17 protein-coding genes and 1 pseudogene are annotated in these 16,506 nt (G+C 62.7%); 11 read left to right on the top strand and 7 right to left on the bottom strand.

The annotated features are described in order from the left end of the window. Positions 1-2 precede the first annotated feature (2 nt). A complete protein-coding gene (gene ppx, locus DFR40_RS02480) occupies positions 3-1,490 on the top strand; it encodes an exopolyphosphatase (protein ID WP_121456917.1) in 1,488 nt (495 codons plus the stop codon). Positions 1,491-1,498: 8 nt separating this feature from the next. Here ppx and DFR40_RS02485 read toward each other — a convergent pair whose 3' ends face one another. Then, entirely contained in the window at positions 1,499-2,122 is a 624-nt protein-coding gene (locus DFR40_RS02485; RefSeq protein ID WP_121456918.1) for a TetR/AcrR family transcriptional regulator, read from the bottom strand. A 114-nt stretch (positions 2,123-2,236) separates the two neighbouring features. Between DFR40_RS02485 and DFR40_RS02490 the strand changes: the two genes are divergently transcribed. The 9 genes from DFR40_RS02490 (at position 2,237) to dnaB (ending at position 9,427) form a co-directional block, all read left to right on the top strand. Continuing rightward, complete coding sequence (locus DFR40_RS02490) at positions 2,237-2,986, top strand: electron transfer flavoprotein subunit beta/FixA family protein (protein WP_121456919.1); 750 nt, start codon at positions 2,237-2,239, stop codon at positions 2,984-2,986. Between the two features lies 1 nt (position 2,987). Next, positions 2,988-3,920: an electron transfer flavoprotein subunit alpha/FixB family protein gene (locus DFR40_RS02495; RefSeq protein WP_121456920.1), complete on the top strand. Its 933-nt coding sequence runs from the start codon at positions 2,988-2,990 to the stop codon at positions 3,918-3,920. Between the two features lie 9 nt (positions 3,921-3,929). After that, entirely contained in the window at positions 3,930-4,595 is a 666-nt protein-coding gene (locus DFR40_RS02500) for an energy-coupling factor ABC transporter permease (RefSeq protein ID WP_121456921.1), read from the top strand. Positions 4,596-4,636: 41 nt separating this feature from the next. Beyond that, positions 4,637-6,391, top strand: coding sequence for a type IV pilus assembly protein FimV (locus DFR40_RS02505; protein ID WP_147431274.1), 1,755 nt, complete (start codon positions 4,637-4,639; stop codon positions 6,389-6,391). 119 nt (positions 6,392-6,510) lie between these two features. Next, a complete protein-coding gene (rpsF, locus tag DFR40_RS02510) occupies positions 6,511-6,888 on the top strand; it encodes a 30S ribosomal protein S6 (protein WP_121456923.1) in 378 nt (125 codons plus the stop codon). 40 nt (positions 6,889-6,928) lie between these two features. After that, positions 6,929-7,243, top strand: a complete 315-nt coding sequence (gene priB, locus DFR40_RS02515; protein ID WP_211329710.1) for a primosomal replication protein N — start codon at positions 6,929-6,931, stop codon at positions 7,241-7,243. Beyond that, the gene (gene rpsR / locus DFR40_RS02520; protein ID WP_076092669.1) at positions 7,215-7,490 is read left to right on the top strand and encodes a 30S ribosomal protein S18; all 276 of its coding nucleotides are present in this window, start codon (positions 7,215-7,217) and stop codon (positions 7,488-7,490) included. Before priB ends, rpsR begins: the two co-directional genes overlap by 29 nt. Before the next feature lie 18 nt (positions 7,491-7,508). Beyond that, positions 7,509-7,955 carry a 50S ribosomal protein L9 gene (gene rplI, locus DFR40_RS02525; protein ID WP_121456925.1) on the top strand — a complete coding sequence of 149 codons (447 nt, stop codon included), beginning with the start codon at positions 7,509-7,511 and terminating at the stop codon, positions 7,953-7,955. A 62-nt stretch (positions 7,956-8,017) separates the two neighbouring features. Then, positions 8,018-9,427 (top strand): replicative DNA helicase, encoded by a 1,410-nt coding sequence (dnaB, locus tag DFR40_RS02530; RefSeq protein ID WP_121456926.1) that lies wholly within the window; start codon positions 8,018-8,020, stop codon positions 9,425-9,427. A gap of 30 nt (positions 9,428-9,457) precedes the next feature. Here dnaB and DFR40_RS02535 read toward each other — a convergent pair whose 3' ends face one another. The 3 genes from DFR40_RS02535 to DFR40_RS02545 form a co-directional block, all read right to left on the bottom strand. Continuing rightward, positions 9,458-10,705 carry a transglutaminase-like domain-containing protein gene (locus DFR40_RS02535; RefSeq protein WP_121456927.1) on the bottom strand — a complete coding sequence of 416 codons (1,248 nt, stop codon included), beginning with the start codon at positions 10,703-10,705 and terminating at the stop codon, positions 9,458-9,460. 76 nt (positions 10,706-10,781) lie between these two features. After that, positions 10,782-12,203 carry a PhoH family protein gene (locus tag DFR40_RS02540; protein WP_121456928.1) on the bottom strand — a complete coding sequence of 474 codons (1,422 nt, stop codon included), beginning with the start codon at positions 12,201-12,203 and terminating at the stop codon, positions 10,782-10,784. Positions 12,204-12,236: 33 nt separating this feature from the next. Further along, entirely contained in the window at positions 12,237-12,692 is a 456-nt protein-coding gene (locus DFR40_RS02545) for a peroxiredoxin (protein ID WP_121456929.1), read from the bottom strand. A 79-nt stretch (positions 12,693-12,771) separates the two neighbouring features. Here DFR40_RS02545 and DFR40_RS02550 point away from each other — a divergent pair, with 79 nt between their 5' ends. Beyond that, positions 12,772-14,916 carry an ABC transporter substrate-binding protein gene (locus DFR40_RS02550; protein ID WP_211329709.1) on the top strand — a complete coding sequence of 715 codons (2,145 nt, stop codon included), beginning with the start codon at positions 12,772-12,774 and terminating at the stop codon, positions 14,914-14,916. Here DFR40_RS02550 and DFR40_RS02555 read toward each other — a convergent pair. The 3 genes and pseudogenes from DFR40_RS02555 to DFR40_RS17310 form a co-directional block, all read right to left on the bottom strand. Further along, positions 14,903-15,574, bottom strand: a complete 672-nt coding sequence (locus DFR40_RS02555; protein ID WP_121456931.1) for an HAD family hydrolase — start codon at positions 15,572-15,574, stop codon at positions 14,903-14,905. The genes DFR40_RS02550 and DFR40_RS02555 overlap by 14 nt on opposite strands. Continuing rightward, complete coding sequence (gene ubiG, locus DFR40_RS02560) at positions 15,567-16,265, bottom strand: bifunctional 2-polyprenyl-6-hydroxyphenol methylase/3-demethylubiquinol 3-O-methyltransferase UbiG (RefSeq protein ID WP_121456932.1); 699 nt, start codon at positions 16,263-16,265, stop codon at positions 15,567-15,569. The genes DFR40_RS02555 and ubiG overlap by 8 nt, the downstream gene beginning before the upstream one ends. A gap of 70 nt (positions 16,266-16,335) precedes the next feature. Next, positions 16,336-16,506: pseudogene (locus tag DFR40_RS17310) on the bottom strand (OmpA family protein); the annotation flags it as partial.

Here is a 16,506-nt window from a genome sequence, read left to right on the forward strand (position 1 = left end):
CAATGATTTATGAAACCGTAGCCGCCGTTGACCTCGGGTCAAACAGCTTTCGCCTTCAGGTCGGTCGCGTCGTGGACGACCAGATTTATCCGCTTGATTCGCTGAAGGAGCCGGTCCGCCTGGCATCCGGGCTGACTGCCGACAAGCTGCTTGATGCCGATGCCCAGTCGCGGGCACTGGCGGCACTGAGACGGTTCGGCGAGCGCTTGCGCGGCCTCGATGCAGGCGCGGTGCGAGCGGTGGCGACCAACACCCTGCGCGTTGCCAAGAACGTATCGCAGTTCCTGCCGCAGGCCGAGGAGGCTCTCGGCTTTCCGATCGAGGTCATCGCCGGCCGCGAAGAAGCGCGCCTGATCTATCTCGGTGCTTCGCACTCGCTGCCGACGGCAAGCCACAAGCGCCTGGTCGTCGATATCGGTGGTGGTTCGACCGAATTCATCATCGGCAAGCGCCACGATCCGCAGTTGATGGAGTCCCTGTACATGGGCTGCGTCAGCTTCACGATGCGCTATTTTCCGGGCGGCAAGGTGGACAAGCGTCGCTTGCGCGAAGCCCAGGTCGCCGCGGCCAAGGAAATCGAGCTGATCGCCCACGATTACCAGCGCCTGGGTTGGAAGGAGGCAGTCGGTTCGTCGGGGTCGGCGAGGGCGATTGCCGATATTCTCGAAATGAACGAAATGAACCCCGGCGGCGAGAGTGGCATCACCCGGGTCGGCCTGGAGCGTCTGTGCTCGCTGCTGGTCAAGGCAGGGTCGGCCGATGCGCTCGAGTTGCGGGGTGTCAAGGGTGATCGCTTGCCGGTTCTGCCCGGTGGCATCGCGATCATGTCGGCGGTGTTCGAGGAACTGGACATCGAGCGGATGACCTACGCCGATGGTGCGTTGCGCCTGGGCGTGCTCTATGACCTGCTCGGCCGCTTCCATCATCACGACATGCGCGATGCGACGGTTGCCAGCTTCCGCAAGCGCTATCAGGTCGAGCGCGATCAGGTCGAACGCGTCGAGGCCGCCGCCCTGTCGGCGCTGACGCAGCTGAGTGCTGGCGATCCCGATGAGGTCGACTTACAGTACCTGTCCTGGGCCTGCCGTCTGCACGAGATCGGTATTTCAGTGGCGCACAACGCCTACCACAAGCACGGTGCCTACATCCTGACTTATGCCGACATGCCCGGTTTCTCGAAGAAGGATCAGGCGCGTCTGGCGATGCTGGTTCTGGGGCACCGCGGCAAGCTCGAGAAACTGGGTGGGGTGCCCACGGTCGACAGCATCTGGACGCTGATTTTCTGTCTGCGCCTGGCGGTCTCGCTGCATCGTACCCGCGACGATCGGGCAATGCCGGCGTGGCGGGTGTCGCTTACCGAACGCGGTTTCCTGCTCGAGTTGCCTGAGGCATGGCTGGCGGAAAATCCCTGGACTGCCGCAGCACTGGGGGAGGAAACCATTGTCTGGCGGCAGATCGGCCGCGAGTTTGTCGTCCGTGCCCTGCGCTGACGCAGGAGTCAGTCAGCAACGATGTGTTCGGCGATGCGCTTCTTGAGGTCGCCCGGGTTGGTCTCGAAACGGGAGAAGTGCATCAGCGACAGTCCGAATACGCAGCCGTATAGCAGCAGGCTGCGGCTACGCGCCTCGGCATCGTCCATGCCGGAACTGACGAACAGCCGCCGGGTGCATTCGAGCCGGTAGAGATCGACGGCTTCGACCACTGCGGCGGCGCGGGCGTCGTGACGAGCCCAGTCGCGGACGGCAAGCTCGATCGACATGCCTTTACGGTTGCGGCTGGCACCGTACACCTCGATTGCATAGTGCAGTTGCTGGCGCTCCTGGCCCGGTTGGACGGAGGTGGTTTTTTCGATATCACGGATGCGGCCTTCGCGCCAGCGTTCGAGTACGGCATCGAGCAGGGCTTGACGATCCTTGAAGTGCCAGTAGAAACTGCCTTTGGTGACACCGCAACGCTTGGCCAGGAGCTCGACACGCAGACCGGCGATGCCGTCCTTGGCAAGAACGTCGATTGCCGCGTCGACCCAGCGTGCCGGATCAAGCTGGCTGCGCGCAGGGGCAGCCTTCCCGGGGCTGCGAACGACGCCGGTTCCGGTCTGGGGCTTGACAGCTTTATTTTCCATACACTACCGTATGCTCTTTTCCATACGACACAGTATGGTGATTGTGCGGTTTGCCAAGTCGTCTGTCAAACGGCGACAGTTTCGAAAAACATCGATCGATAAAAGGAGATGCCAGTGAAAATTCTCGTTCCCGTGAAACGGGTGGTGGACTACAACGTCAAGGTTCGGGTCAAGGCCGATGGCAGCGGCGTCGATCTGGCCAATGTAAAGATGAGCATGAACCCGTTCGACGAAATCGCCGTCGAAGAAGCGGTTCGTCTCAAGGAAGCCGGGATCGCCAGCGAAGTCGTTGCGGTCTCCTGCGGCCCGGCGGCATGCCAGGAAACCCTGCGCACGGCAATGGCCATCGGTGCCGATCGCGGCATCCTCGTTGAAACCGATGTCGAGCTGCAGCCGCTGGCCGTGGCCAAGCTGCTCAAGGCGCTCTGCGACAAGGAGCAGCCGCAACTGGTCGTGTGTGGCAAGCAGGCGATCGACGATGATGCCAACCAGACCGGGCAGATGCTGGCAGCGCTGGCCGGTTGGCCGCAGGCGACCTTCGCCTCCAAGGTGGTGGTAGCCGAGGGCAAGGCGACGGTCACCCGCGAAATCGACGGTGGCCTGGAAACCCTGCAGTTCCCGCTGCCGGCTGTGGTGACCACCGACCTGCGCCTGAACGAGCCGCGCTACGCAACCCTGCCGAACATCATGAAGGCCAAGAAGAAGCCGCTTGATACCGTCAAGCCGGAGGATCTGGCGGTCGACGTCGCGCCGCGACTGAAAACGCTCAAGGTTGTCGAGCCGGCCAAGCGTTCGGCTGGCGTCAAGGTGGCCGATGTGGCCGAACTGGTGAATAAACTGAAGAACGAAGCGAAGGTGATCTGACATGACCATTCTCGTAATTGCCGAGCACGATCAGCAAACCCTCAAGTCGGCGACGCTCAACACCGTTGCTGCTGCCGTCAAGATCGGTGGCGACATTCATCTGCTCGTTGCCGGCGCGGCGTGTGCAGCCGCCGCTGCCCAGGCGGCGACCCTGCAGGGCGTGACCAAGGTGCTCGTCGTTGATGCTCCGCAGTATGCTGCGCAGACCGCCGAAAGCCTTGCTGCCCTGGTGGTTGCCAGTGCCGGTGGCTATTCGCACATCCTTGCGCCGGCGACCACGTTCGGCAAGAACGTCCTGCCGCGCGTCGCCGCGCTGCTCGACGTCGCCCAGATTTCCGAAATCACCGCCGTCGAATCGGCCGATACCTTCGTCCGCCCGATTTACGCTGGCAACGCCATGGCGACGGTGCAGAGCGCCGATGCGGTCAAGGTCATCACCGTCCGGACCACGGCCTTCGATGCCGTCGCCAGCGGCAATTCGGCCCCGGTCGAGGCGTTGGCCGCGGCTGCGGAGTCCGGGGCGACGCAGTTGCTCGGTCGCGAACTGACCAAGTCCGAGCGTCCTGAGCTGGGTGCTGCCAAGATCATCGTTTCCGGTGGTCGTGGCCTGGGCAGCGGCGAGAACTACCACAAGCTGCTCGAACCGCTTGCCGACAAGCTGGGCGCTGCGCTTGGCGCCAGCCGGGCGGCGGTGGATGCCGGTTTCGTGCCGAACGACTATCAGGTTGGCCAGACCGGCAAGGTGGTGGCACCGCAGTTGTATGTAGCGGTTGGTATTTCCGGTGCCATTCAGCATCTGGCCGGGATGAAGGACTCCAAGGTGATCGTCGCCATCAACAAGGATCCGGATGCGCCGATCTTCCAGGTGGCTGATTACGGCCTGGTCGCCGACTTGTTTGAAACCGTGCCGCAACTGGAGAGCGCACTCGGCTAAAATGCCGGGGTGAATCTCACCGACGATCTGCTGGGCGAAATGTGGTACTGGGTAGCTTGGGCTGCCTGGCTGCCGCTTTTCGCCCGCAGCGTCTGGCTTGCTCCCTGGCGCCGCCTGAGGGACTCGGAGCAGTCGAATCTATGGCTGGGTATGATCGTTCTGCTGGTTTTCGTATGGAGCATGAAAGCCGGCGTCAATCCGGGGCTTTCCCTGCATCTCCTCGGTGCCAACGTCTTCACGCTGGCTTTCGGTCCGCATCTCGCTTTTGTCGGTTTGTCGCTGGTCACGCTCGGAGTGACGCTCAATGGTGCTGACGGCATTCTTGCCTATGCCATGAATGCACTGCTGCTTGCCGGGCTGGCAACCGCTTTGAGCCAATGCCTGTTTAGGATCGTCTCCGGCATCCTGCCGCGCCATTTCTTCATCTACATATTCGTCAATGCCTTCATCGCCGGCGGGGTGGTGGTTCTTGGCGTCGGATTGGCGTCGACCGTACTCTTGGGCGTCGCCGGGGCTTATGCTTGGGAGTTCCTGTTTTCCGAGCATTTTCCGTATTATCTGTTGCTGGCATTTGCCGAGGCTTGGCTGTCCGGGATGGTGATCACACTCTTTGTCGTCTATCGGCCGCAATGGGTGGAATCTTTCGACGATTCTCGTTATCTTTCCGATAAATAAGCGCTACAATCCGAATATTTGAACGTCATTAGGGGGCGTCGTTGAATCGACTAGGGTTTCGCGTAACGCTGGGTGCGTTGGCTTTGGCAATTTCCTCGTCGGCTTTTCCTGCCGGGCTGGGAGAGTTGCGTGGGCAGGCCATTCTTGGGGAACGCCTGGATCTGACGGTTGCAATCCTTGGTGTCGACAAATCCTTACCGGATGCGAGTTGCTTTCGGTTGGTCAAGCCCCGCTCGGAAGATGATCTGCCCTGGTTGAGGCAGGCTGATCTGCAGGTGCGGCCAGGGCAGCCGCCGCAGTTGCATGTCGGATCTTCAATGATTCTGCGCGAGCCGGTGATGCGGGTTGCCGTCCAACTTGGCTGCGGCAATGAGGTTTATCGTGAGTATGTCTTGCTCGGCTCGCCAAGAATCGATGGCCAGGAGCCTCAGGGCCTGGTGGCAAGCGCCGGCGAGCCGGTTGCGCGCCGGGTTGAGAAGGCGCCGGCTTCTACGGCGCCGCGGCGTCCGTCCGTCCAGGCTGCTGCGCCGGTGCGCAAGCCGGTTCCGCGAAAGTCCACAGAAGCGCCTGTGGCGCCAGCCGCGGTTGATGCCGCCGTTGGCGATCGCCTGCTCTTGTCGGCAGGCGAAGGAACCGGTGAATCGTCGCTGAGACTGGCGACGGTGCTTGGCGAACAGATGCTGGCCAGTGAGTTGGCTGAGGCGCAGCGGGAGATTCTGCGCCTTGAATTCCGCATGCTTTCCGCGCTGCATGAGCAAGCCAGTAGCCAATTGGAGGCTGCGGAAAAATTGCGCAAGATGGAGTCGGCGCTGGGCGATCTTCAGGGGCGGGCGCTGGCCTTGAGTGATAGTGCCAACGCCAGTCTGGCTGCCACTCCGCCCGCCGTCGTCGACAAGCAGCCTGTGGCGACTGTGCCGGCGACGGTTGCTCAAGAAGATTCTCTTCTCTCGGAGTGGGGCTTGTACGGCCTCCTTCTGGGCGTGCTGCTTGGTTTGGTTGGCTGGTTGTTCTGGCGCAATCGCCGCGAGCATGTTCGTGAAGAGGAAGATGCCGGGTTTGTTGCGGCGTCGCCTGAGCCGGTGGTTGATGCTCCCCGGCGAGAAGAACTCGAGGAAACGGCAGCCGTCGATCTCCATCTTGATCATTCGGCCGTCGGTAACGCGCCATCGGTCGATGTTGAGCTGGACGGTGGCGGAAATGAGCCCGCCACACCGCCTGTTGCCCAGGCACGTCCGGGCGATTCGGTGCTGTCGATCAACGCAACGACCCTCGATGAGCACTTTGAGGCCAATCCCGTCATGGAGCTGGCCGACATCATGCTGTCGTTTGGCCGGGTCAAGGGGGCGGCCCAGGCGCTTCAGGAGTATGTCGACAACAATCCTTCGGAAGCCCTGCAGCCCTGGCTTCGCCTGATGGATGTTTATCGGATGGCAGGCATGCGCGAGGAGTTCGATGTGCTCGCCCGTAACCTGAATCAACAGTTCAATGTCGAGATTCAGCCGTGGGAGGTGCCGGCCGCGCCTGTGGATCTGGTGCTTGATGGCGAACCGCAGCCCGAGGCTGTGCCAGGGGTGCAGAAGCCGCAGGGCGTCGAGGACATGCCGCGTATCATGGCCAGCATCGTCCGGATGTGGGAAGCAGAGGATGTCGTCGCCTACATGTATCAGTTGTTGCGCGATAACCGCGGAGGGCAGCGCCTTGGCTTCCCGTTGCCGGTGGTCGAGGAAATTCTTTTCCTGATCGAACTGAAGGAAACGGCGAACCGGATGGAAAAGGAAAAGGCAGCGCAAGCCTGAGATTTGCCAATCTGCTGCAGCGTTTTCGTAAAGCCCGCGATTTGTGATATAGTCGCGGGCTTTTCCACCTTGCCCTACCGCTAACGCATGACGGAGGGTTTATCCCAAAAGGAGTTTGCATGCGCCATTATGAAATCTGCTTCATCGTCCATCCGGACCAGAGCGAGCAAGTGCCCGGCATGGTCGAGCGCTATCGTTCCATCGTCACCGCCAAGGGTGGTTCGGTGCATCGTCTGGAAGACTGGGGTCGCCGTCAACTGGCTTACCCGATCCAGAAGATCCACAAGGCACACTATGTGCTCATGAACATCGAATGCGACGGCGAAACCCTCGGCGAACTCGAGCATTCCTTCAAGTTCAATGACGCGGTTCTGCGTCATCTGACCGTCAAGATGAAGTCCGCCGTGACGACGCCTTCCCCGATGATGAAGGAAGAAAAGTCGAAGTCGCTGCTGGCTGGCGAAACCGAAGCCGCAGCCGAAACCGCTGCTGCCTGATCCGGGTTTCACGGGAAAGCGCGTACTGAATACCATCACGCTGTCGGGTAGCCTGGTTGAGCGCAAGCCCTTGCGCTACACCCCGGCGGGTATCCCGGTCAGCGAAGGCAGGCTGCAGCACCACTCGACGCTGATCGAAAACGGCAGCGAGCGACAGGTGGAAGTTGAAATGGCAGTCCTGGCCTTGGGTAGCGCAGCGCGCTGGCTGGAAGCAGCTCCGCTCGGCGGCATGGTACGAATCGAAGGATTCGTTGCCGCGAGGGGGCGAAACAGCAGAACCCCCGTGATTCACGCGAACACTATCGAATATTTGGAAGGAAACGAAAATGGCACGATTCTTCAAGAAGAAGGTTGATGACAAGAAAAAGCGTCGCGGCAACAGCCTGTTCAAGCGTCGCAAGTTCTGCCGCTTCACCGCGGAAAAGGTCGAACAGATCGACTACAAGGATGTTGACGTCCTCAAGGAATACATCCAGGAAAACGCCAAGATCATGCCGGCTCGCCTGACCGGCACCAAGGCCGGCTATCAGCGCCAGCTGGGCACCGCGATCAAGCGCGCCCGCTTCCTGGCCCTGCTGCCCTACACCGACAACCATCAATAATTTCCGGGGAGACGAAACATGCAAATCATTCTGCTCGAAAAGGTTGTCAACCTGGGTAATCTCGGTGACGTGGTCAAGGTCAAGGATGGCTACGCCCGTAACTTCCTGATCCCGCAACGCATGGCCAAGCGTGCCACGCCGGCTGCCATGGCTGAATTCGAAGCTCGTCGCGCCGAGCTGGAAAAGGCCGCTGCCGAAAAGCTGGCTGCCGCCCAGGGCGTCGCCGACAAGATGAACGGTACCGCTGTCTCCGTCGCCCGCAAGGCCGGCATGGATGGCCGCCTGTTCGGCTCGGTTGGCAATGCCGACATCGCCGATGCCCTCAAGGCCGCCGGTTTCGATGTCGACAAGTCGGCAATCCGCATGCCGGAAGGTCCGCTCAAGGCACTCGGCGAGTTCCCGATCGATGTTGCCCTGCATACCGATGTGGTGGCCAACATTTCGGTGGCCGTGGTTGCCGAGTAAGTCGCTTTAACTTACGCTTCAAGGCCTCGCAAATGCGAGGCCTTTTTACTTTGAACGTGACCATGAACCAGCGCCAGAACAAGCCCAGGATTTCCGACCCTTCACTCGACGGGCTGCGCGTGCCGCCGCATTCGATTGAGGCGGAGCAGTCGGTCCTTGGCGGCTTGCTGCTCGACAATCAGGCCTGGGACAGGATCGGCGACATGGTCGCCGAAACCGATTTTTATCGCGACGAGCATCGGCGGATTTTCCGGCAGGTCCGCAATCTGCTGGAAAAGGCCAAGCCGGCCGACGTCGTTACCGTAGCCGAAGCCCTGGATGCCGCCGGTGAGGGCGAGCAGACCGGTGGTCTTGCCTATCTCGGCGAATTGGCGGCGAATACACCCTCGGCGGCAAATATCCGGCGCTACGCCGAGATCGTTCGTGAGCGTGCCGTGCTGCGCCAGCTTGTTGCGACAGCCGACGAAATCGCTGCCGATGCCCTCAATCCACTCGGGCGCGATGCCGCTTCGCTGCTTGACGAGGCTGAATCGAAGATTTTCCGCATTGCCGAAGCCGGTGCCGGGCACAGCGAGGGATTCGTACACATCAACCCGTTGCTGACGCAGGTGGTCGAGCGCATCCAGGAACTGCACGACCGTGACAACCCGTCCGACATCACAGGCGTTCCGACTGGCTTCATCGACCTCGACCAGAAGACCTCGGGTTTCCAGCCCGGAGATTTGATCATCGTGGCCGGTCGACCGTCGATGGGCAAGACGGCCTTCGCTCTTAACATCGCCGAGAACGTCGCCGTCGATACGGGCTTGCCGGTCGGTGTGTTCTCGATGGAAATGGGCGGCGCCCAGCTGGCTACCCGGATGCTGGCCTCGATCGGTCGGCTCAATTCGCAGAGCTTGCGTACCGGCCGGATGAGCGACGAAGAATGGTCCAAGCTTTCGTTCGCGCTTGGCAAGCTGCACGAGGCGCCGATCTACATCGACGAGACCGGCGGCCTCAGCCCGGCCAACCTGCGTGCCCGCGCCCGCCGCCTGGCCCGCCAGTACGGCGGCAAGCTCGGCCTGCTGGTGATCGACTACATCCAGCTGATGAGCGGCAACAAGGCCGGCGAGAACCGGGCGACGGAAGTTTCCGAGATCTCGCGTTCGATCAAGTCGCTGGCCAAGGAACTGCAGGTGCCGATCGTTGCCCTGTCACAGTTGTCGCGCAAGGTCGAAGAGCGCACCGACAAGCGTCCGATGATGTCCGACTTGCGCGAATCCGGCGCCATCGAGCAGGATGCCGACGTGATCCTGATGATGTATCGCGACGAGTACTACAACAAGGAAAGCCCGGACAACAAGGGGATGGCCGAAGTCATCATCGGCAAGCAGCGTAACGGCCCAACCGGCACCGTTCGTCTTGCCTTCCTCGGCGAGTACACGCGCTTCGAGAACCTCGCGTCCGGAGGCTTCCAGGACGCGCGGGATTAGGTCTGCCGTTCGACGCCTGGCCGGGGCCTGTCAAAGCTCGATCTGGCGGGCGCTGATGGCGTAGGGCATCTGTGCCGGATGTCTTTCTTCCTGGATCTTTCCGTTGATCTCGATCTCCGGGATGACGAAGAACGGGCGCCGTCCGCTTTGCCCGGGCAGATCGAGGTCGTTGCCGACATGGCAGGCCACCCAGTTCATTTCCCAGACACCGAAGAGGACGCGTTTCAGCGAGGCCAGGCGGCTATCCTGTTCCTGCAGCAACTCGTAGGATGCGGCGCGGCGCACATCGCTCGGATCCGCCGGAATCCAGCCGTAACCGGGCAAGTAGAACTCGGCCCTGACATGCTGGGCCTGGGTCGCATCGTTGCTGCGCAGGCCGAGGCTGCGGAACAATCGCGATGGTGCGATGCGCAGTCCATAGACACAGCGTGCCGGAATGCCGATGCTGCGACAGATCGCAACGAACAGACCGTTGATGTCGGCCGAGCGGCCGCCGTACTGACCGGAGATCAGTTGCTTGTGCACATTGCCGTTGCCGCAGCCGGGCAGCGACGGGTCGTAGATGGTGTTGTCGCAGATCCAGTCGTAGATGGCCTTGACCTGGGCGACCGGGTCCTTGATTCGGCCGACGATGCGTTCGCCCAGTTGCTTGGCCAGGCCGTCGTTGGGGATCAGGGTGCTGGCCTGCAGGTTGTGGCGGAGGATGTCGTCGCGGTCGGGCGCGACGCTGCGCCGGGTAATGTCGAAGTGGCGGTCGGCGGTGCTGACATGGGTGACCAGGCGCAGGCTGGCGTTCGCGGCGTCCCGCCATTCGCAATGCAGGGCCTCCAGTTGCCCATCCGGGCGACGGACGATGCTGGCGTTGTCCGGATTGCCTTGCCAGCTGTAGCCCAGGTTGCGTTGGTAAAGGCTGTCCTGGCTGGCCGGTAGCGGCAGCCAGAAGCGGAGCGACTGGCCGGCGGCCTTCAGCGTCAGCGTGGTGACGATTTCGTAGGTCCGCCACTCGCTCGGCAATTCAGGGGCTCGGACCGGCGGCAGGCGGGAGGCGGAAGTGCCTTCCGGCGGGTGGTCGATCAGCGGTGTGGCGGCGCTGTGGACTGGTGGTCGCGATGACTGCTGAACGGCGTTGCGGCTACTGCGGGTGTTCGTGCTGCGTTTCGGTTTGGCAGCGGTGGTTTTTTTCTTGGTCGTGCTCGCCTTCTTTTGCGGCGCGGCAGCGGCTTCGCCGGCGAACAGGGAGAGCAGGGCGGACGCGGCAAGAAAATCTCTGCGTTTCAAGGCTGTCCTCGGTCAGGAGTCGGGTCGAAAAGAAAGGGCCGTGTCGCGCTGACACGGCCCTGTTGCGTCGAAACGACTATAGCACGTCGGCGGCGTGGTCGGCCAGACGCGAGCGTTCGCCGCGTTGCAGCGTGATGTGCCCGGAATGTGCCCAGCCCTTGAAACGGTCGACGACGTAGGTCAGGCCGGAGCTGCCTTCGGTCAGATAGGGCGTATCGATCTGCGCGATGTTGCCCAGGCAGATCACCTTGGTTCCAGGGCCGGCGCGGGTGACCAGGGTCTTCATCTGCTTCGGCGTCAGGTTCTGGGCTTCGTCGATGATCAGATACTTCTTGAGGAAGGTTCGGCCGCGCATGAAGTTGAGCGACTTGACCTTGATCTTCGAGCGGATGATGTCGTGCGTTGCCGCCTTGCCCCAGTCGCCGCCGTAAGGGCTGCTGTCGTCGGTGTGGGTGAGGACTTCCAGGTTGTCCTCGAGCGCACCCATCCACGGGGCCATCTTTTCTTCCTCGCTACCGGGCAGGAAGCCGATGTCCTCGCCGACCGGAACGGTGACGCGGGTCATGATGATCTCGGCGAACTGCTTGCTCTCCAGCGTCTGGGTCAGGCCCGCAGCCAGCGTCAGCAGCGTCTTGCCGGTGCCGGCCTGGCCGAGCAGGGTGACGAAATCGATGTCCGGATTCATCAGCAGGTTGAGCGCGAAGTTCTGTTCGCGGTTGCGCGCCGTGATGCCCCAGACGGCATTCTTGGGGTGCGTGTAGTCGATCAGCGTCTCGAGTACCGCGGTCTTGCCGGCGGTTTCCTTGACGATCGCAGCGAAGCCGTCCTTTTCCAGCCAGACGAACTCATTGACCAGAAGCTGCGGGCAGAGCGGGCCGGTGACCTTGTAGTAGGTCTTCGAGTCCTTTTTCCAGGATTCCATGCCCTTGCCGTGCTTGTCCCAGAAATTGTCGGGCAGGGCGCGGGTGCCGGCGTAGAGGATGTCGGTGTCCTCGAGCACCTTGTCGTTGAAGTAGTCCTCGGCGAGCAGGTTCAACGCGCGCGACTTGATGCGCATGTTGATGTCCTTGGAGACCAGGATCACCGGCCGCTTGGGGAATTTCTTCTGCAGGTGGATGACTACCGAGAGGATCTGGTTGTCGACCTTCGAGGTCGGCAGGCCCTGCGGCAGCTCGGCGCTGATCGCCTCGGTCTGCAGGTAGAGGCGGCCGCTGGCCAGCTTGCTCGACGGCCCGTAGAGGTCGATGCCTTCGTCGATGTCAACATTGTCGCTGGCCAGCATCTCGTCGAGCGTGCGCGACGCCTGGCGGGCGTTGCGGGCGATTTCCGACATGCCCTTCTTGTGGTTGTCGAGTTCTTCCAGCGTCATGATCGGCAGGAAGATGTCGTGTTCCTCGAAGCGGAACAGGCAGCTCGGGTCGTGCATCAGTACATTGGTGTCGAGCACGAAAATCTTGGTGACGGCGGGCTTCTTGGCGGCTGCTGGCTGGCGCGGCATGAGATGGGCCTTTGCGTGGGGAGTGGGGAAGGTTTACAGCGTTCTGACGAAATCGAGGACTTCCTGGGCGTGGCCGGCGACCTTGACGCCGCGCCATTCGCGCCGCAGCACGCCGGCACGGTCGATGACGAAGGTGCTGCGCTCGATGCCGCGGCAGGGCTTGCCGTACATCATCTTCTGCTTGATCACGTCGAACAGCTGGCAGACCGCTTCGTCGGCATCCGAGCCGAGCTCGAAGGGGAAGGACTGCTTGGCCTTGAAGTTCTCGTGCGCTTTCAGGCTGTCGCGGGAAATTCCCAGAATCACGGCGTCGACCGTCAGAAAGTCGGCGTGCAGGTCGCGGAAGTTCTGGCCCTCGGTGGTGCAGCCGGGCGTGCTGTCCTTGGGGTAGAAGTAGATGACGACGATCTTGCCGGCTTGTTCGGCGAGCCGGAAGGTCTGGCCGCCGGTGGCGGGCAGGGAAAAGTCGGGGACCTTGGTATCGAGCATGGTGCCTTCCTGTTGTGGGTTCCGGGCCATTTTGTTCGGAGCCTGCTGGCCCGGTCAAGCCTTTGTTAAACTCGCGTCCATGCGTAAAATCATCGCCTGCCTGTCGTTTTGTGCCTGCCTCGCCGGCTGCGGCGAAACCTGGAACTCGCCCTATCCGGCTGGCGACGCCGGGCGCGACATCCTCTACACCGCCTTCACCGACCGCCCCAAGCATCTCGATCCGGCCCAGTCCTACACCGAGGACGAGGCCACTTTCACCGGCCAGATCTACGAGCCGCCGCTCCAGTACCATTACCTCAAGCGCCCCTACCAGCTGGTGCCGGCGACCGTCGAGGCGCTGCCGCAGCCGCGCTTCTTTGCCGCCGACGGGCGCGAGCTGCCGGCCGACGCGCCGGCCGGGCAGATCGCCGAAAGCGTCTACGAACTCAGGCTGAAGCCGGGCATCCTTTACCAGCCGCACCCGGCTTTTGCCGTGGGCGCTGACGGTCAACCCCTGTATCTGGGCAAAAATGCCGCCGAGGGTCGCCAGCGGATTGCCGATTTTCCGCACACCGGCAGCCGCGAACTGCGCGCCGACGATTACCTCTACCAGATCAAGCGCCTGGCGCATCCGCGCCTGCATTCGCCGATCTACGGCATGATGGCCGAGAAGATCGTCGGCCTGAAGGAACTCGGCGACCGCCTGCGCAGTGTCGCCAAGGACTTGCCCGACGACGCCTGGATCGATCTCGACGATTATCCGCTGAGCGGCGTCGAGCGCGTCGACGCGCTGACCTGGCGCATCCGCATCCATGGCAAGTACCCCCAGTTCGCCTACTGGCTGGCGATGCCCTTCTTCGCGCCGGTGCCGCGCGAGGTCGACCGCTTCTTCGCCCAGCCGGGGATGCGCGAGAAGAACCTGACGCTCGACTGGTGGCCGGTCGGTACCGGGCCTTACATGCTGACCGAGAACGACCCGAACCGGCGCATGGTGCTCAGCCGCAATCCCAACTTCCGTGGCGAAACCTATCCCTGCGAGGGTGACCCCGGCGATGCCGAGGCCGGTCTGCTGGCCGATTGCGGCAAACCGCTGCCGTTCATCGAGCAGGCGGTGTTCACCCGGGAGAAGGAGGCGATTCCTTACTGGAACAAGTTCCTGCAAGGCTATTACGACGCCTCGGGGATTTCCTCCGACAGTTTCGATCAGGCGGTACGCGTCAACGTCGGCGGCGACGTCGCCCTTTCCGACGAAATGCGCGACAAGGGCATCGAACTGCTGACCTCGGTCCGCACCTCCACCTTCTACATGGGCTTCAACATGCAGGACGGCGTCGTCGGCGGCCTCGCCGAGCGCCAGGCCAAGCTGCGCCAGGCGGTGTCGATCGCCCTCGACCAGGAGGAGTTCATCTCGATCTTCCAGAATGGCCGCGGGATCGCCGCGCAGGGGCCGATTCCGCCCGGCATCTTCGGCTACGAGGAGGGCGAGGCCGGGATCAATCGCGTGGTTTACGACTGGATCGACGGCAAGGCCGTGCGCAAGCCGGTCGAGACGGCGCGCCGCCTGCTCGCCGAGGCCGGCTATCCGAACGGCCGCGACGCCAGGACCGGCGAGCCGCTGGTGCTCAATCTCGACACCACGGGCGGTGGCATGGGCGACAAGTCGCGCCTCGACTGGCTGACCCGGCAGTTCGCCAAGATCGACATCCAACTGGTGGTGCGCACGACCGATTTCAACCGTTTCCAGGAAAAGCTGCGCAAGGGCGCCTTCCAGCTCTTCTACCTGGGCTGGAACGCCGATTATCCCGATCCCGATAACTTCCTGTTCCTGCTCCACGGTCCGGAAGGGCGCCTGCAGGGCGGTGCCAACTCGGCCAACTACGAGAATCCCGAGTACGACCGGCTGTTCCTGCAGATGAAGAACATGGAGAACACGCCGGAGCGGCTGCGCATCATCCGCCGCATGAACGAGATGCTGCGCCACGATGCCCCCTGGGTTTTCGGGCTGCATCCGAAGAGCTATACGCTGACGCACCGCTGGCTGAAGAACCGCAAGCCGAACGACGTCGGCAACAACAACCTCAAGTATCAGCGGATCGACGCTGCCGATCGTGCCCGGGCGCGCCGCGAGTGGAATGCGCCGGTGGTCTGGCCGGTGCTGCTCGGTGGGTTGCTGCTGGCTGCCGCGGTGATTCCGGCGGTGCTCGGCTACCAGCGCCGCGAGCGAGCCGCGGTCAGGAAGGCTTGAGGTTCTGGGCGAGGGCCCAGCGGGCGAGTTCGAGCGGGTGGTCGACGATGTGGTCGGCGCCCCAGTCGTCGGGCTCGCCGCTGTCGCCGAAATAGCCCCAGCGCACGGCCACGCTGCGGCAGCCGGCGGCCTGGCCGGCGAGGATGTCGCGACGATCGTCGCCAACGTAGATGGTGCGTTCGGGGGCGACGCCCAGCAAGGCGCAGGCATGCAGCACCGGCAGCGGCGACGGTTTGGCAGCCGCCGTGGTGTCGCCGCTGACCACGCAGGTCGTGCGCGGCGTCAGTTGCAGCAGTTCGACCAGCGGGTCGGTGTAGCGCATCCGCTTGTTGGTGACGATGCCCCAGCGCAAGCCGGCGTCCTCCAGTGTGTCGAGCATGGCCGCAATCCCGTCGAACAGGCGGCTGTCCACGCAGAGATGGCTGGCGTAGCGCTCGAGAAAGCGGGTCGCCAGAGCATCGTAGCCGGGGTCGTCCGGGGCCATGCCGAAGCCTGCGCCAAGCATGCCGCGGACGCCCTGCGAAGTATAGGGACGCAGCGCAGCCAGCGGTTTTTGCGGTCGACCGGCCTCGGCGAGCAAAAAATTGACGCTCGCAGCGAGGTCCGGGGCGGTATCGGCGAGGGTGCCGTCGAGGTCGAAAAGGACCGCCTCAAGCATGCCGGATGGCGCGCATCAGGTAATTGACGCTGGTGTCGCGGCCGAGGCTGTATTCCTTGGTGATCGGGTTGTAGCTCATGCCGATCAGCTCGCTCGGCTCGAGTTGGCCCATCTTGGCCCAGCGTGCAAGCTCGGACGGCTTGATGAACTTGGCGTAGTCGTGAGTGCCTTTGGGCAGCATCTTGAGCACGTATTCGGCGCCGACGATCGCCAGCAGGTAGGCTTTCGGATTACGGTTCAGCGTCGAGAAGAAAACTTCGCCGCCCGGCTTGACCAGGCGTGCGCAGGCAGTGATCGTGCTCGACGGGTTGGGGACGTGCTCGAGCATCTCCAGGCAGGTCACGACATCGAAGGCGCCGGGCAGCTGTTCGGCCAGTTCCTCGACCGAAATCTTCCGGTAGTCGACCTTGTGGCCGCTTTCGAGCAGGTGCAGCCGGGCGACGCCGAGCGGTTTTTCGGACAGGTCGATGCCGGTGACCTCGGCCCCCATCGCGGCCATGCCTTCCGAGAGCAGGCCGCCGCCGCAGCCGACATCGAGCACGCGCTTGCCCTTGAGGCCGACGCAGCGGTCGATCCAGCCCAGGCGCAAGGGGTTGATATCGTGCAGGGGCTTGAATTCGCTGTTCGGATCCCACCAGCGGTGGGCCAGTTCGCCAAATTTCTCGAGTTCTGCGGGGTCGGCGTTGATCATGGTGCGATTCACTATTGGGAAAATGAAAAAGCCCTGCCGAGGCAGGGCTTTCCATTGTAGCAGCGGCAGATTACTTGGTGCCGATGACTTCGATGTCGACGCGGCGATCCGGCTGCAGGCAGTCGATCAGGGCCTTGGTCTTGGCGTTGCCCTTGCAGGTGTCGCCGGTGACCGGCTGGGTCTTGCCCTTGCCTTCGGTGTAGACGCGGTTGGCTTCGATGCCCTTGGCGACCAGGTATTC

The sequence above is a fragment of the Azonexus fungiphilus genome (genome assembly GCF_003634965.1).
Classification (GTDB): Bacteria; Pseudomonadota; Gammaproteobacteria; order Burkholderiales; family Rhodocyclaceae; genus Azonexus; species Azonexus fungiphilus.

What these genes read in the sequence shown, in the direction of transcription:
- ppx (WP_121456917.1), top strand. Translation starts at nt 3, where the DNA reads ATGATTTATGAAACCGTAGCCGCCGTTGACCTCGGGTCAAACAGCTTT.
- DFR40_RS02485 (WP_121456918.1), bottom strand. Translation starts at nt 2,122, where the DNA reads ATGGAAAATAAAGCTGTCAAGCCCCAGACCGGAACCGGCGTCGTTCGC.
- DFR40_RS02495 (WP_121456920.1), top strand. Translation starts at nt 2,988, where the DNA reads ATGACCATTCTCGTAATTGCCGAGCACGATCAGCAAACCCTCAAGTCG.
- rpsF (WP_121456923.1), top strand. Translation starts at nt 6,511, where the DNA reads ATGCGCCATTATGAAATCTGCTTCATCGTCCATCCGGACCAGAGCGAG.
- rpsR (WP_076092669.1), top strand. Translation starts at nt 7,215, where the DNA reads ATGGCACGATTCTTCAAGAAGAAGGTTGATGACAAGAAAAAGCGTCGC.
- rplI (WP_121456925.1), top strand. Translation starts at nt 7,509, where the DNA reads ATGCAAATCATTCTGCTCGAAAAGGTTGTCAACCTGGGTAATCTCGGT.
- dnaB (WP_121456926.1), top strand. Translation starts at nt 8,018, where the DNA reads ATGAACCAGCGCCAGAACAAGCCCAGGATTTCCGACCCTTCACTCGAC.
- DFR40_RS02540 (WP_121456928.1), bottom strand. Translation starts at nt 12,203, where the DNA reads ATGCCGCGCCAGCCAGCAGCCGCCAAGAAGCCCGCCGTCACCAAGATT.
- DFR40_RS02545 (WP_121456929.1), bottom strand. Translation starts at nt 12,692, where the DNA reads ATGCTCGATACCAAGGTCCCCGACTTTTCCCTGCCCGCCACCGGCGGC.
- DFR40_RS02550 (WP_211329709.1), top strand. Translation starts at nt 12,772, where the DNA reads ATGCGTAAAATCATCGCCTGCCTGTCGTTTTGTGCCTGCCTCGCCGGC.
- DFR40_RS02555 (WP_121456931.1), bottom strand. Translation starts at nt 15,574, where the DNA reads ATGCTTGAGGCGGTCCTTTTCGACCTCGACGGCACCCTCGCCGATACC.
- ubiG (WP_121456932.1), bottom strand. Translation starts at nt 16,265, where the DNA reads ATGATCAACGCCGACCCCGCAGAACTCGAGAAATTTGGCGAACTGGCC.